8 protein-coding genes and 1 pseudogene are annotated in these 15,605 nt (G+C 65.8%); 5 read left to right on the forward strand and 4 right to left on the reverse strand.

What is annotated here, in order from left to right; translation table 11 throughout:
- Window positions 1-95: 95 nt before the first annotated feature.
- Window positions 96-2,360, reverse strand: coding sequence for a catalase/peroxidase HPI (gene katG, locus OKW43_RS23135; protein ID WP_429450083.1), 2,265 nt, complete (start codon window positions 2,358-2,360; stop codon window positions 96-98).
- Between the two features lie 548 nt (window positions 2,361-2,908).
- Here katG and OKW43_RS23140 point away from each other — a divergent pair.
- From OKW43_RS23140 to OKW43_RS23155, 4 genes are all read left to right on the forward strand, one after another.
- Window positions 2,909-4,153, forward strand: coding sequence for a tyrosine-type recombinase/integrase (locus tag OKW43_RS23140; protein WP_187635326.1), 1,245 nt, complete (start codon window positions 2,909-2,911; stop codon window positions 4,151-4,153).
- 357 nt (window positions 4,154-4,510) lie between these two features.
- On the forward strand, window positions 4,511-5,107 hold the full coding sequence (locus OKW43_RS23145) for a DUF2760 domain-containing protein (protein ID WP_187636479.1): 597 nt from the start codon (window positions 4,511-4,513) through the stop codon (window positions 5,105-5,107).
- The gene (locus OKW43_RS23150) at window positions 5,104-6,951 is read left to right on the forward strand and encodes an Hsp70 family protein (protein WP_187636478.1); all 1,848 of its coding nucleotides are present in this window, start codon (window positions 5,104-5,106) and stop codon (window positions 6,949-6,951) included. Before OKW43_RS23145 ends, OKW43_RS23150 begins: the two co-directional genes overlap by 4 nt.
- A gap of 5 nt (window positions 6,952-6,956) precedes the next feature.
- Window positions 6,957-9,824: an Hsp70 family protein gene (locus OKW43_RS23155; protein WP_429450086.1), complete on the forward strand. Its 2,868-nt coding sequence runs from the start codon at window positions 6,957-6,959 to the stop codon at window positions 9,822-9,824.
- Between the two features lie 221 nt (window positions 9,825-10,045).
- Here OKW43_RS23155 and OKW43_RS23160 read toward each other — a convergent pair.
- The 3 genes and pseudogenes from OKW43_RS23160 to argG all read right to left on the reverse strand — a co-directional run bounded on the left by OKW43_RS23160 (window position 10,046) and on the right by argG (window position 14,286).
- Window positions 10,046-11,582, reverse strand: a pseudogene (locus OKW43_RS23160) (transglycosylase SLT domain-containing protein).
- 158 nt (window positions 11,583-11,740) lie between these two features.
- A complete protein-coding gene (locus OKW43_RS23165; protein ID WP_429450088.1) occupies window positions 11,741-12,772 on the reverse strand; it encodes a diguanylate cyclase in 1,032 nt (343 codons plus the stop codon).
- A 179-nt stretch (window positions 12,773-12,951) separates the two neighbouring features.
- Entirely contained in the window at window positions 12,952-14,286 is a 1,335-nt protein-coding gene (gene argG, locus OKW43_RS23170) for an argininosuccinate synthase (protein WP_429450090.1), read from the reverse strand.
- Window positions 14,287-14,687: 401 nt separating this feature from the next.
- On the opposite strand from argG, the gene OKW43_RS23175 reads away from it, so the two are divergent.
- Complete coding sequence (locus OKW43_RS23175; protein WP_429450092.1) at window positions 14,688-15,605, forward strand: LysR family transcriptional regulator; 918 nt, start codon at window positions 14,688-14,690, stop codon at window positions 15,603-15,605.

The following is a 15,605-nucleotide window of genomic DNA, read 5'->3' on the forward strand; positions in this document are numbered from 1 at the left end:
GATGAGGCGAACAAAAAACGCGATTGCCGGCATCCCGGCAATCGCGCGTCACGACTTCGTCTAACCACTTTCAACCATTTGCCACAACGGCTGGATCAAGCCAGATCGAAACGGTCCAGATCCATCATCTTGGCCCACGCGGCCACGAAATCGCGCACGAACTTGTCCTGGCCGTCCTCGCTCGCATACACCTCACCCAATGCACGCAGCACCGAGTTCGAGCCGAACACGAGATCGACGCGCGTACCCGTCCACTTGACCTCGCCGGTCTTCGCGTCGCAGCCTTCGAACGTTTCCGCGGCGGACGACAGCGGCGTCCATTCCGTACCCATGTCGAGCACATTGCGGAAGAAGTCGTTGGTCAGCGTTTCCGGCCGGTTCGTGAAGACACCGTGCGATTCGCTGCCAGCGCCCACCTTCAGCACGCGCAGGCCGCCGATCAGCACGGTCATCTCGGGCGCCGTCAACGTCAGCAGTTGCGCCTTGTCGATCAGCAGCTTCTCGGCCGCCACCGGGAATTTGCCCTTCAGATAGTTGCGGAAGCCGTCGTGAACCGGTTCGAGCACCGCGATCGCTACGACGTCGGTCTGCTCCTGCGACGCATCCATGCGACCCGGCGAGAACGGCACGCTCACCTGATGCCCGGCGTTCTTCGCGGCCTGCTCGACGCCGGCGTTGCCCGCCAGCACGATCAGATCGGCGAGCGAAATCTTCTTGCCGCCGGACTGCGCACCATTGAACTCGCTCTGGATGCCTTCGAGCACCTTCAGCACCTTCGCCAGCTCAGCGGGCTGGTTGACGTCCCAATCCTTCTGCGGCGCGAGCCGGATGCGCGCGCCGTTGGCACCGCCGCGCTTGTCCGAGCCGCGGAATGTCGAGGCCGACGCCCACGCGGTCGTGACCAGCTGCGACACCGACAGCCCCGACGCGAGGATCTTCTGCTTCAGCGCCGCGACATCCTTGTCGTCGACGAGCGGATGATCGACGGCCGGAATCGGGTCCTGCCACAGCAGTTCCTCGGACGGCACTTCCGGGCCCAGATAACGGGCGCGCGGACCCATGTCGCGGTGCGTCAGCTTGAACCACGCGCGCGCGAATGCGTCGGCGAACTCGTCGGGGTTGTCCATGAAGCGCCGCGAGATCTTTTCGTAGATCGGATCGAGGCGTAGCGACAGGTCGGTGGTCAGCATCGTCGGCGGCAGCTTTTTCGACGGGTCGTGCGCGTGCGGGATCGTGGCATCCGCGTTCTTCGCGACCCACTGATTGGCGCCCGCCGGGCTCTTCGTCAGCTCCCAGTCGTGACCGAACAGGTTCTGAAAATAGCTCATGTCCCACTGCGTCGGCGTCTCGGTCCACGTGACTTCGAGACCGCTCGTGATCGTGTCGCCGCCCTTGCCCGTGCCGTAGCTGTTGCGCCAGCCAAGCCCCCGCTCTTCGAGGCCGGCACTTTCCGGCTCCGGACCGACGTTATCGGACGGGCCCGCGCCGTGCGTCTTGCCGAAGGTGTGGCCGCCGGCGATCAGCGCGACGGTTTCCTCGTCGTTCATCGCCATGCGCCCGAACGTTTCGCGGATGTCGACCGCCGCGGCGAGCGGATCGGGATTACCGTCCGGGCCTTCCGGATTCACGTAGATCAGGCCCATCTGCACCGCGCCGAGCGGGTTTTCGAGGTTGCGCCCGGGCGGATCGGTGCGGCTCTTCTCCGTGCCGTGCAGGTCCTCGTCGGCGACGAGCACGCCCTCGTCGTCTTCCCTGCCGGCCGCGCCTTTGCCGTAGCGCACGTCGCCGCCGAGCCAGGTCTTTTCATTGCCCCAGTAGACGTCCAGATCCGGTTCCCACGTGTCCTCGCGGCCGCCGCCGAAACCGAAAGTCTTGAAGCCCATCGTTTCGAGCGCGACGTTGCCGGTCAGGATCAGCAGGTCGGCCCACGAAATTTTCTGGCCGTATTTCTGCTTGATCGGCCACAGCAGCCGGCGCGCCTTATCGAGGCTCACGTTGTCCGGCCAGCTATTGATCGGCGCGAAACGCTGCTGCCCGCGCCCCGCGCCGCCGCGGCCGTCGCCGATGCGATAGGTGCCGGCGCTATGCCATGCCATACGTATGAACAGCGGACCGTAATGGCCGAAGTCCGAGGGCCACCACGGCTGCGAATCGGTCATCAGCGCGGCGAGGTCTTGCTTGATCGCGGCGTAGTCGAGGCTCTTGAATGCCTCGGCATAGTTGAAGTCCTTGTCCAGCGGATTCGAGCGATCCGAATGCTGGTTCAGCAGGTCGAGGCGCAATTGCTTCGGCCACCAGTCTCGATTGGTCGTCCCGCCACCGGCGGTATGGATGAACGGGCACTTTGCTTCGCTTGACATGCGTTCTCTCCTTTGGAGGATGTCTCCGTTGTCGATCGGAGTCGGTGCGTTGGCACTGGCTCCAATCCCATGCAAGGTACTTGTTATGCGTTTGTCATGGTGTCAGGCTTCCGTGGCAATTTGACGATCCGAAAACCTGCCAGCCAGCCGAATGACTCGGCAGTGCACTGATGAAATCCAAGGTCGACGCCAACCTGCCCAGCGTCTCTGACGGATGACTCCGATCGGCGCGCCACTGCTATTCGAATATAGGCGAGGGCAAAGTTCAATAGAATTCGATTACGGCAATGCCGGTAATAGAGGGCGGCTATAGCGGACAGCGACCCGCGCGACCTGCTGCGTTACTGTATGCCGATTGATCGTCTTGTGCGTCGAAGCTTGAGCGCGCTCGCCTATTTTGCGCCAGGCGCCGCCGACTGTGTGCTAGGGTTTCGCGTTTCGTCCGCAACAGTGTGGGCACTGCTTTCTTTTCAGGCAAGCGTCGTTGATGGCGTCTGAGCGGAGCAGAATGACGCCAACCGGCGTGCGCCCGAGGAGTGTCCCGAACCGTGTCCAAAGCCGTGCCGAAAGCTGCCCCGAACGCTGAACTCGCCACCGTCCAGCCCGTCGAATCGCTCGTCGTGCCGGAACTGCTCGATGGCCGCGACGGCACCAATCGCGGCGCGGTGGAGAACTCGCAGCTATCGGCGCGCAACGATCTCGACGCGGTGCGCGCGTGGCTCTCCAATTACGCGGACACCAAGACCACGTTCGACAACTACCGCAAGGAAGCGGAGCGTCTGCTGCTGTGGGCCGTCGTGCAGCTCGGTAAGCCGCTGTCGTCGCTGACCCACGAGGATCTGCTGCGGTTCAAGTCATTCATCGCCGATCCGCAGCCGGCCGCTCGCTGGGTGTCGGCGAACGGCGGCAAGTACGCGCGCGGCGACGCACGCTGGCGGCCGTTCAACGGGCCGTTGTCGCCGGCCAGCCAACGCCAGGCGCTGATCATCCTGAACGCGATGTTCACGTGGCTCGTCAACGCCGGCTATCTGCGCGGCAATCCGATGGCGCTGCTGCGGCAGCGCGCGAAGCGCTCGGCGCCGCGTGTCACGCGCTATCTGTCGACGTCGCTATGGGACGAAGTGAAGCTGTTCGTCGAGCAACTGCCGCAAGACACCGATGCGCAACGCGCGTATTACGCGCGCTGCCGCTGGCTGACCACGCTGTTCTACCTGCAAGGCATGCGCATTTCCGAAGTCGCCGGCGGGCAGATGGGTCAGTTTTTCAGAAGGCTCGGCGCCGATGGTCAGGACCAGTGGTGGCTCGAAACGCTCGGCAAGGGCGATAAGGAGCGGATCGTGCCGGTGTCGGCCGAACTGGTTCAGGAACTGCGCAGCTACCGGACGCTGAACGGGCTGGCCGCGCTACCGACCCGCGCCGAAGAGACGCCGCTCGTGCTGCCGTTCAAGGGCCGCAACCGCTGCTTGTCGCGCTCGGCGATTCACGACGCGATCAAGGGCATCTTCGCGGGCGCGGCCACGTGGTTGCGCGCGCGCGGTCCGGAATTCGGCGATCGCGCCGACGAACTCGAGCGCGCTTCGGCTCACTGGCTGCGGCATACGGCCGGTTCGCATCAGGCGGACGGCGGCGTCGATCTGCGCACGATCCGCGACAATCTCGGCCACGTCTCGCTGAATACGACCAGCCTTTACCTGCACACCGAGGACGACGCGCGACATACCGAGACCGTTAATCGGCACCGGATGAACTGGGACGACGCGAAGTCCGAAGAAGGCAATGCGGGCGGCAATTAAGCACGGATCGGGCGCGTGAAGCGCCCAAAGCGCCTCCCCACACCGCCCGCTCCCCCAACTCCCCGCCAATCCCACCCCATTGCCCGCTAGAATTGCCGGCTTTGCCCGCGTCGGGCGCGCCGCAAGGCAAAATACGGGTTTTGCGCGCGCCGCATGCTCGACCGAACCGGGTCGCGAAGCGTCCCGGCCCGTCGCCGTCTGGCGGCCCGGCGGTTGCATCGCCGCCTCGGACAGGCGCCCCCGGCTGCCCGCCCACCGCAACACCACAGCCCCGCCCTGCCCGTCAGCTTCGCTGCCCGGCGCACGCGGCGCGGCGAGGACCGCTCGTCCCCCAAACAGAGCAGATCAGGAGCCTTTATGAGCGATTCGAACCCATCCTTCCTCGGCCGGATTTCGCTGGCCGTCGGCACGTTTTTCAGCATTCTCGGCAATGGCGACTTCGCCGCCGACGTACTGCGCCTGCGCAACGGTGAAAAGATCGGGGCGGCCCCGGTGGCCGCCGGCGCCGCTGCGGCTCCGGCACCCGCCCCCGCTGCGCAACCGAAGCCGCAACCCGCGCCGGTCCTGAAGGAGGCCCCCCCCGACGCCGCGCTGCAACTGCTGGGCCTGCTGCAACGTGACGCGCGCTTCATCGATTTTGTCGAGGAAGACATCAGGAGCTATAGCGACGCCGACATCGGCGCGGCCGCGCGCCTCGTGCACGAAGGCTGTCGCGCGACGCTGCGCGAGCACTTCACGATCCGCCCAGTGCGCGACGAAGCCGAAGGCAGCCGCGTGACGCTGCCCGAAGGCTTCGACGCGAGTTCGGTCCGTCTGACCGGCAACGTCGTCGGCAGCGCGCCGTTTAACGGCAGCATCAGCCATCGCGGCTGGCGCGTCGACGAGGTGCGTCTGCCGAAGCTCGCGGACGGCCATAACGCGAAAGTCATCGCACCGGCGGAGGTGGAGCTATGAGCGACGCACGCTACTCGATCGGCATCGATCTCGGCACCACGCACTGCGCGCTGTCTTTCGTGGACACGCACGCGAGCGACGGCGAAAAAACCACCCAGCACGTGCTGTCGATCGCGCAGCTCACGGGCCCCGGCGCAATCGACAATCTGCCGCTGCTGCCTTCGTTCCTGTACCTGCCGCATCCCGACGAACTGGCCTCCGGCGACTTGTTCCTGCCGTGGACTGGCCAGCGCGAATTCGCGGTCGGCGAATTCGCGCGCAGCCGTGGCGCCGGCACGCCGATCCGGCTCGTATCGAGCGCGAAAAGCTGGCTGTGCCATCCGGGCGTCGACCGGCGCGCGGGCATTCTGCCGAACGACGCGCCGCCCGAAGTCGCGCGCGTGTCGCCGCTCGAAAGCTCGGTGCGCTATCTGACGCACTTGCGCGAGGCGTGGGACCACGCGCATCCGGACGCGCCGTTCGGCGAGCAGGACGTCACGGTGACGATTCCCGCGTCGTTCGACCCAGCCGCGCGCGAGCTGACCGCGGAAGCCGCCGAGGCCGCCGGCTTCGCACGCATGACGCTGCTCGAAGAACCGCAGGCGGCGCTCTACAGCTGGATCCAGAAGAGCGGCGGCGAGTGGCGCAAGCAGGTCAAGATCGGCGACATCATCCTCGTGGTCGATGTCGGCGGCGGCACGACCGACCTGTCGCTGATCGCGGTGATCGAGCGCGACGGCAATCTCGAACTGCACCGCGTCGCGGTCGGCGATCACATTCTGCTCGGCGGCGACAACATGGACCTCGCGCTCGCGCACGTGGTCGCGCGCAAGCTCGCCGCGCAAGGCACCCAGGCCGACGCGTGGCAACTGCGCGCGCTCACTTACGCGTGCCGCGCCGCGAAGGAGACCTTGCTCAGCGACCCAGCCACCGAGACCGTGCCGCTCGTCGTGCCGAGCCGCGGCTCGAAGCTGATCGGCGGCTCGATCCGCACCGAGCTGACGCGCGCCGAGCTCACGCAGACGATCCTCGACGGCTTCTTCCCGCAGGTCGACAGCGCTGCGCGTCCAGTGAGCCGCGCGCGGGTCGGTCTGACGCAGCTTGGCCTGCCGTATGCGCAGGACGCGGGCATCACGCGGCAACTGGCCGGGTTCCTCGGCCGTCAGGTCGGCGCGCTCGCCGAACTGGAAGGACTGCGCGAGCATGTCGCCCCCGAGGCGAGCTTCCTGCACCCCACCGCAGTGCTGTTCAACGGCGGCGTGTTCAAGTCGACGCTGCTGGTCGAGCGCATCATGACCACGCTGAACGGCTGGCTCGCGGCCGAAGGCGCGGCGCCCGCGCGTCTGCTTGAAGGCGCGGACCTCGATCTGGCGGTCGCGCGCGGCGCGGCCTACTACGGCTACGTGCGACGCGGCCGCGGCGTGCGGATTCGCGGCGGCACCGCCCGCGCGTACTACATCGCGATCGAGTCGGCGATGCCGGCCGTGCCCGGCCTCGAACCGCCGGTGCAGGCGCTATGCGTCGCGCCGTTCGGCATGGAGGAAGGCACCGATGCCGAGCTGCCCGCGCAGGAGTTCGGGCTGGTCGTCGGCGAGCCCGTGCATTTCCGTTTCTTCGGCTCGTCGGTGCGTCGACAGGATCAGGTCGGCACGCTGCTCGATTACTGGGGACCCGAGGAGTTGCAGGAACTCGAGGAAATCCAGGCAACGCTGCCTGCCGCCGGCCGCAGCGCCGGTGAAGTCGTGCCGGTGAAGCTGCATGCGCGCGTGACCGAAGCGGGCACGCTCGAACTCGAGGCGATCCCGCGCGGTTCCGACGAACGTTGGAAAGTCGAATTCGACGTGCGCGGCAACGCGAATGCGTGATTGACATGAAGCGGTACAGCGTCGGCATCGATCTCGGCACCAGCAACACGGTGCTCGCGTACGCGCAAGCCGGATCGCAGCAGATCCGCGTGTTCGACATCGAGCAGCTGGTGAGCCCCGGCGAGGTCGCCGCGCGGCCGCTGTTGCCGTCGGTGCGTTATCAGGCGGCCGACGGCGAACTGAGCGCGGCTGACCTGCCGCTACCTTGGTCCGGTGCGCGTGCGGCGTCGGGCCACGGCAACGACACGACGCAGCCGGTCGTGGTCGGCCGGCTCGCGCGGCTGCTCGGCGCGCAGGTGCCGGGGCGGCTGGTCGCGAGCGCGAAAAGCTGGCTGTCGAACGCGTCGGTCGATCGCGTCGCGCCGATCCTGCCGTGGGGCGCGCCCGACGACGTGCGCAAGATTTCGCCGCTCGACGCGAGCGCGAGCTACCTCGCGCACGTGCGCGCCGCGTGGAACCAGCACTTTCCGACGGCGCCGCTCGAACAGCAGGACGTCGTGCTGACGGTGCCCGCATCGTTCGACGAGGGCGCGCGCGCGTTGACCGTCGAGGCGGCGCGGCTCGCGGGCCTGCCGTCGCTGCGGCTGCTGGAGGAGCCGCAGGCCGCCTTTTATGACTGGCTGTTCCGGCACCGCGAGAAGCTTGCCGACGAGTTGGCGGACACCCGGCTCGTGATGATCTGCGACGTCGGCGGCGGCACCACCGATCTGACGCTGATCGAGGTCGGCCTCACCGGCGACGGCGAGCCGCACCTGACGCGCGTCGGCGTCGGCAATCACCTGATGCTCGGCGGCGACAACATGGACCTCGCGCTCGCGCATCGGGTGGAGGCGCGGCTGTTGGGCGGCGCTGGTACCGGCGCGCAGGCGCCGCAGCGGCTGTCGGCGGCGAGCCTGTCGCAGCTGGTCGAGCGATGCCGCGTCGCGAAGGAGCAGCTGCTTGATGCGCAGGCGCCCGACTCCGCGCCGGTCACGTTGCTCGGCGCGGGCTCGAAGCTGATCGGCGGCGCGCGCACCGCGCAGCTCACACGCGACGAGGTCGAAAAGATCATCGTCGATGGTTTCTTTCCGCGGGTAGCCGCCGATGAGCGACCGGGCCGAACGCGCGGCGCGATCGTCGAATTCGGCCTGCCGTACGCAACCGATGCGGCGGTCACGCGGCATATCGCGGCATTTCTCGAACGCTTCGCCGCGCAGTCGCGCAAGGCCCTCGGCGCGGACTCCAGCGCGCCCGACGCAGACGCGGCGGCCGGCCCGCCCGTTCCGGACACGCTGCTGCTCAACGGCGGCGTGTTCCGCGCCGACGCACTGTCGCGGCGTCTCGCCGACACGCTCGGCGGCTGGCGCGGCGCGCCGCTGAACGTGCTGCACAACGACAACCCCGACGTCGCGGTCGCGCGCGGCGCGGTCGCCTATACGCTCGCGCGCGCGGGTTTCGCGCCGAAAATCGGCGGCGGTTCGCCGCGCAGCTATTTTCTGGTGCTCGACGAAACGCCTGCCGGCAAAGACGACGCCGAGCCGGACGCGGCGCCGGCGCAACGCGGCATCTGCCTGCTGCCGCGCGGCACCGACGAAGGTCACGAGATTCTGATCGCGGACCGCACGTTCGCGCTACGGCTCGGGCATCCGGTGCGCTTTCATCTGGTGTCGTCGAGCGCGGACACCGCGTATCAGCCCGGTGAGCTGGTCGACCTCGCGGGTGGCGACTTCGTGCGCCTGCCGCCGATCGCGACGATCGTGCAATCGCGCGACGGCCACCGCGCACGCGAAACCGCGGTGCGCATCGCGACGTCGTTGACCGAGCTCGGCACGCTCGACGTGCATTGCATCGAGCTCGACGATCCATCGCAACGCTGGCTGCTCGAATTCCAGTTGCGCCGCGACGACGCGCAAGTGCACCTGTCCGCCGAGGGCGCGCCGCAACGCCACCCGGCGCTCGATCGCGCGATCGAACTGATCGACCGTTGCTTCGGCGCCCGCGCGCACAACGTCGACCCGAAGGAAATCAAACGGCTGCGCGCACAACTCGAACATCTGCTCGGCCCGCGCGACGGCTGGAACAGCGCGTTGCTGCGCGAACTGTTCGGCGCGCTGTGGGAGCGCGCGCGCCGCCGCCGCCGCTCGGCCGATCACGAACGGCTGTGGCTGAATCTGGCCGGCTATTGCGTGCGCCCCGGCTTCGGCTATCCGCTCGACGAATGGCGCGTCGAGCAACTGTGGACGTTGTTCGACGACGGCATCCAGTACGTGACCGACAGCCAGGTGTGGTCCGAATGGTGGACGCTGTGGCGCCGTGCGGCCGGGGGTCTCGGCGAAGACGCGCAGTTGCGCGTGCTCGACGCGATGGACTATCTGCAGAAGGCCGCGCAATCGCGTCACAAGCTGCCGTTCGATGTCGCGAAGACCGGCTTCGCCGATATGGTTCGCCTGTCCGCATCGCTCGAACGGATTCCGGCCGAACGCAAGATCGAACTCGGCGAGGCGGTGCTCGCTCGCCTGAAAAAACCCGCGGAAAACCATCAAAGCTGGTGGGCGGTCGGCCGGATCGGCGCGCGCCAGCCGTTCTACGGCAGCGCGCATAGCGTCGTGCCGCCCGGGGTCGCTGCGCAATGGCTCGATGCGATCCTCGCGCTCGACTGGAAGAAGGTCGACCCCGCCGCATTCGCGGCCGTCCAGATCGCCCGCATGACCGGCGACCGCTCGCGCGATCTGCCCGACGAGTTGCGCGCGAGCGTCGTGCGACGGCTCGAAGCGGCGAGCGCGCCGCGCGCGTGGATCACGATGGTCAGCGAAGTCGTCGCGCTCGATAACGCCGACGAAGGTCGCGTGTTCGGCGAATCGCTGCCGGTCGGATTGAAGCTGATCGGCGGCTAAAGCGTTTTGCGCGGCGCGAAGCTGAGCACCGCTCGTGCAGCGTCCCGACCGTCTCGATCCTCGAGGCTTTCCGCGAGGAAACGATCACGTTTCAGCGATGCGGCCGCTGAGGCTGACGCAAACAAAGAATGCACAGCAACGCGCACACAGGTGGATACCTGTATGCGCGCATTGCTGCGGCACGTCGCTGCGGTGACAACGCTTTCAGATGCCCGCTTCCGTCACGCTCCGCCCTGCTTGCGCATCTGCCCGATAGCGCGAGCGCGCGCAGCCTCGGCCTGCTGGACGAGCCGGTACGCAACGTAATATTTAAAGACATTGCGCACGTACGTCGTTGGCTCGATGCCGATTTTCTCGGCGACTACGATTTCGACATTGTTGAACCACTTGTTAGGATCGAGACCGCGCGCCGCCGCTTCCTTGCGCATTTTGGCGATGTTTGCGGGTCCTGCGTTGTAGCTGGCGAACGCGAACAGCGAGCGGTCCCTTTCCGAGAAGTGAGCATCGGGAAAGTAACGGGCCATCTGCACATCGAGATATTTTGCTCCCGCATGTACGTTGGACTCCGCCACCCTGATGTCGCCAACCGCAAGTTCCTTCCCCGTGGCTGGCATCAGTTGCATGATTCCGATTGCGCCAACGTGACTGCGGGCGCCTTGGTTCAGCTGGGATTCCTGATAGCCCTGAGCTGCAAGCAAAAGCGGATCGAAGCGGTACTGCGCACCGTATTTTTCGAAAAGACCGACCGTCTGCCTGAACCGCTTCAGCTCCGCTGACTCCGTATTGTTGGAGATCTGCTTGATGCGCTTCATTTCCTGCTGCAGACGGACTTCCGCGACACTCTGCTTCTTCAGGTAATTCAGGTAAAAGTCGTTGATCGCGTCCTGCAGTTTGGGGCTCTTGAGGCGCACCGCCCAGCCGATGTAGCCTGCGTCGCGCACCGAAATATCGTTGTGCACGACGATTCCAGCCAGTACCGGCGCCCATACCTTTGCCTTCCAGTCGTCCACGACGAGGATCTGGAGCAGCCCGACATTGAGCATCTCCATCGCGTCCTCGTCCTCGATCGCGTCGGGCAGCGGCACGAGTTTCACCGGAGCTTTGCCTTCCTTGCGAAAACGCGCGTTCAACGCTTTCAGGCTCTCGTAATAGCTGCTGCTTGGCCGCACATGGACCGTCTTACCGCTGAGATCGTCGAGCTTCGCGAGGGCCGGCGACTTCGGCCCGGTCACGACCACTTCGCGTACTGCTGTCCGGTCACGTGGCGCCACGAAGTCGACGTGCTTCAGGCGGGACCTCCGTGACCGTCAGATTGCCCGCGGCGATGTCGCCCCGGCCCGCTACCAGCCCCGGGATCAACTGGTCGCGAGTCGTCGGAATGATGACCAGGGTGAGCGGACGCTTGCCGAGCGTCGCCTGGTACTTCTTGTTCACATAACGCTCGAAGTCCCGCATGAGACCGGCGGTCAGCCCACGTTCGTGACCTTGCTCATTCAGATAGAGGGTTCGACTGTAGGGAACCAGCACGCGGATCAGACGCCGCTCGAGCATGGCGTCGAAATCGCTCGTGAACGGTTGATTGCCGAGATCGATACGGCGCGCTGCGGGAGCCGACGCCGCGGCGGTTGGGGATGCCGGGAGGACCGACGAGGCGACCGGCTGCGCGGCGACACTTTGGGCGGCGACGCACGCCGCGGGGCCGACGAACATGCCTGAGCAGAACGCCGCGAAGTACAGCAACGTTTGAATGATGCGCATCGTAAAACACCCTGCTGTCGCGCCCGGCGACTGCGTCGACGTTCACTACGCGCATCCATATTGCCACGATGGCAACGGCTGAAAATGGGACGATGGTCCTATAAGCAATGCCGCGATGACTGAAGGTAGAGCCGTACCGACGTAATCGTCAACGCCCACTACGCCATCGTCACGCGATTTCGTCCTTTATGCTTCGAGCGATACAACGCACGGTCAGCGCTCGCGAAACCGTCGCGATGCGCGGGTCGCGACAGGTCGCTGATACACGTGAGCGACGCGCCAATGCTGACCGTCACCACGCCAAGCGGCGACGCGCGATGCTCGATCGCGAGGTCCGCCACGCGCTGGCGCAGCGTTTCGAGCGTGTCTTCGAGCATCGATGGTTGCGCTTCGAGCACCAGCATTCCGAACTCCTCGCCGCCCATGCGCCCGACCACGATGCGCTCGCTGTCGGCGGCGGCCTGCATCACGGAGGCGACCAGACACAGACAGTGATCGCCGGCCTGATGACCATAGGTGTCGTTGTACTGCTTGAACCAGTCGACGTCGACGACCACCGAGCCCATCACGTCGCCGTCGCGCGCCTCCTTCCAGCGGCGCGCGATGCTTTCGAGCAGAAACCGCCGGTTGTACAACTGCGTGAGCGGATCGATCGCGGTGGCCGTGCGCATCTTCAGATCGTTTTCGATCATCGCGCGCAGGTGGTAGAACACGCCCCGCTGGCCCGCGTCGAGCCGGCCCGGCGCCGGGTCCATCGCACACAGCGCGCCGACGATCTCGCCGTTCGGCGCGCGCAACGCGATCGCGGCGTAAAAGCGCACGAACGGATGACGCTTGACCAGCATGCATTCGCCGAAGCGGCTGTCGTTGTGCGCATCCTCGATCACGAACAGATCGGCGTCGCGCACCGCGTAGTCGGCGAGCGAGCGCGCGCGCGTAACGAGCGGCATCGACATGCCGATCTCGGCGCGATAGTGCTGATACTCCTCGTCGAGCAGCACGATCGCGGTAATTGCCGCGCCGGTCACGCTCTTCAGAATCTCCGCCGCGTGCGTGAAGCACTCGCGCATCACCTGGTCGTCGTGCAACAGCCACTCGATGACCGAAGACCCGACCTCGGGTTCGCCGGCGGCGGTCGAGTCGACTGGCATCCGGCTGGCGAGGCGGTCGTTACTGTAAGCGAGTTGCACGGAAGGGTTCCAGAATGGGCTTAGCTTATGTCAACGGCATAGGCACGCGAAACTTGAGCACAGAATGGGGGATCGCGCCCAAGCGCCGGAGCGCATCCGGCAGCCCCAAAGAAAATGGGCCGGCTCTTGCGAGCCGGCCCATCGATCGATGCGACGTTCTGTTGGTCAGACGCGCCGCTTTACTCCTTGTCGCCCTTCACTTGCGGCAGCGCCGACGTCTCGTTCGACGACAGCAGGCCCACCTGCGAGTAGATGCGCAGCTTGTCGCGCGTGTCGGTGATGTCGAGGTTGCGCATCGTCAGTTGGCCGATGCGGTCGCGCGGCGAGAACGTCGATGTGACCTTCTCCATCGACAGACGCTCGGGCTGATACGTGAGGTTCGGCGACTTCGTGCTGAGGATCGAGTAGTCGTTGCCGCGGCGCAGTTCGACGGTCACTTCGCCGGTGATCGCGCGCGCGACCCAGCGCTGCGCGGTTTCGCGCAGCATGATCGCCTGCGGATCGAACCAGCGGCCCTGGTACAGCAGACGGCCGAGGCGGCGGCCGTTCTCGCGGAACTGCTCGATCGTGTCTTCGTTGTGGATGCCGGTGACGAGACGCTCGTAAGCGATGTTGAGCAGCGCGAGGCCCGGGGCTTCGTAGATGCCGCGGCTCTTCGCCTCGATGATGCGGTTCTCGATCTGGTCGCTCATGCCGAGACCGTGACGACCGCCGATCCGGTTCGCTTCGAGCAGCAACTCGACCGCGTTCGGGAACGTCTGGCCGTTCAGCGCGACCGGTTGGCCTTCCTCGAAGCGGACCGTCACTTCCTCCTTCGCGATCGGCACGTCGTCGCGCCAGAACGCGACGCCCATGATCGGGTTCACGATCTTGATGCCGGACTCGAGGCTTTCGAGATCCTTCGCTTCGTGCGTCGCGCCGAGCAGGTTCGAGTCGGTCGAGTACGCCTTTTCGGCCGACATCTTGTAGTCGAAGCCCGACTGGCGCATGAATTCCGACATTTCCGAACGGCCGCCGAGTTCGTCGATGAACAGCTGGTCGAGCCACGGCTTGTAGATCTTCAGGTCCGGATTCACGAGCAGCCCGTAGCGATAGAAGCGCTCGATGTCGTTGCCCTTGTACGTGCTGCCGTCGCCCCAGATGTTGACGCCGTCGTCCTTCATCGCGGCGACGAGCATCGTGCCGGTCACGGCGCGGCCGATCGGCGTCGTGTTGAAATAGGTGACGCCCGCCGTCGAGATATGGAATGCGCCGCACTGCAGCGCCGCGATGCCTTCCGCGACCAGTTGCGCGCGGCAGTCGATCAGGCGCGCGCCTTCGGCGCCATATTGCGTGGCGCGACGCGGGATCGAATCGTAATCGTCTTCGTCGGGCTGACCGAGGTTGGCTGTGTAAGCGTACGGCACGGCGCCCTTCTTGCGCATCCAGTGCAGCGCGGCGCTGGTGTCGAGGCCGCCGGAAAACGCGATACCGACCTTCTGGCCGATCGGAAGACTTTCAAGGATTGTACTCATAAGCAGTAGCGTTAAACTCGACGTACGGGGAGATTTGGGGGTAACAGCTGAGTATCGGGCAAGCCTGGCGATAAGGCAAGTTACGCGGGAGTATACCGTGAACCGCCTTACTGCCTTGGATTTTGCGGGTTTGCGCGACCTTGCGCCGCCATCTCGCCGGGTCGAATTCCCGCCTTGATTCACGCTTTATTTGTCGCGGCGGGGACGGATTTTATTATCGTCTGCGCGTACCATCGCGGCTTGCGCCAACGCCGCGCCGATTGCCCCGTTCACCCCGTTCACGCCGTCCATTCCCCGCGCCTGCCACCCATGACCACGACCGCCCCGCCTGCCACGACGAACGCCTCGATGCGCGCGCAAGGTCACGCCGTCCGCTATAACAAAGACGTTTTTGCACTCAGATGATCAATCTTTTTCAGGCCATGCAGGCCTTCATCAAGGTCGCCGATGTCGGCAGTTTCGCGCAGGCAGCCGCGCAACTGAACGTGTCGACGTCGGTCGTGACGCGTCATGTGTCGAGCCTCGAACAGCATCTCGGCATTCGCCTGTTTCAGCGCACCACGCGCAAGGTCGTGCTGACCGAGGCGGGTGCGCAATACGCGGACGGTTGCCGCGTGCTGCTCGCCGAACTCGAGGAAGTGGAGTCGCGCGCGACCACGGCGTCGCGCGACGTGGCGGGCGACCTGCGCATCGTCGCGCTCGGCAGTTTTTCGCTGTTTCGGCTAACGCCGCTGTTCGCCGAATATCAGGCCCGCTTTCCCCAGGTGAACCTGCGCGTCACGCTGACGGAAAAACGGGTCGATCTGCTCGAAGGCGGCTTCGATGTCGGCATCGTGACCGAGCATATGATCCGCTCGGAGTCGCTGGTGGTGCGGCGTCTGATCAACTCGCACGCGGTGCCGGTGGCCGCGGCCGCGTATCTCGCGCAGGCCGGTCATCCGCACACGCCTGCCGAACTGGCGGGGCATCGGCTGATTGCCGCGCCGTTCGACACGACCGGTCCAATGTGGATCTTCGGCAAAGGTGACGCCGCCGGAAGCGCCAGCGAGGACGGCGGCGAGAGCATCGCGATCGATGCATCGTTCACGGTCAACAGCATGATCATGCAGAAGCAGGCTGCGCTCGGCGCGATGGGCATCGCGCTGCTGCCGCTCGAAATGGTCGAGGACGAGTTGCGCGCCGGCACGCTTGCGCGCGTGCTCGACGGTTACGCGGTGCTCAATGGCGACGTGGCCGTGTCGCTGGTGTATCCGAGCCGCGAGTTCGTGCCGCGTAAGGTGCGCGAGTTCATCGATCTCGCGGTCGGTTTCTTCAAGTGA

It is taken from the genome of Paraburkholderia sp. WC7.3g, from assembly GCF_050436345.1.
Taxonomy (GTDB): domain Bacteria; phylum Pseudomonadota; class Gammaproteobacteria; order Burkholderiales; family Burkholderiaceae; genus Paraburkholderia; species Paraburkholderia podalyriae.

Coding starts and splice junctions, on each gene's coding strand:
- OKW43_RS23145 (WP_187636479.1), top strand. CDS start 4,511: ATGAGCGATTCGAACCCATCCTTCCTCGGCCGGATTTCGCTGGCCGTC.
- OKW43_RS23155 (WP_429450086.1), top strand. CDS start 6,957: ATGAAGCGGTACAGCGTCGGCATCGATCTCGGCACCAGCAACACGGTG.
- argG (WP_429450090.1), bottom strand. CDS start 14,286: ATGAGTACAATCCTTGAAAGTCTTCCGATCGGCCAGAAGGTCGGTATC.
- OKW43_RS23150 (WP_187636478.1), top strand. CDS start 5,104: ATGAGCGACGCACGCTACTCGATCGGCATCGATCTCGGCACCACGCAC.
- katG (WP_429450083.1), bottom strand. CDS start 2,360: ATGTCAAGCGAAGCAAAGTGCCCGTTCATCCATACCGCCGGTGGCGGG.
- OKW43_RS23175 (WP_429450092.1), top strand. CDS start 14,688: ATGATCAATCTTTTTCAGGCCATGCAGGCCTTCATCAAGGTCGCCGAT.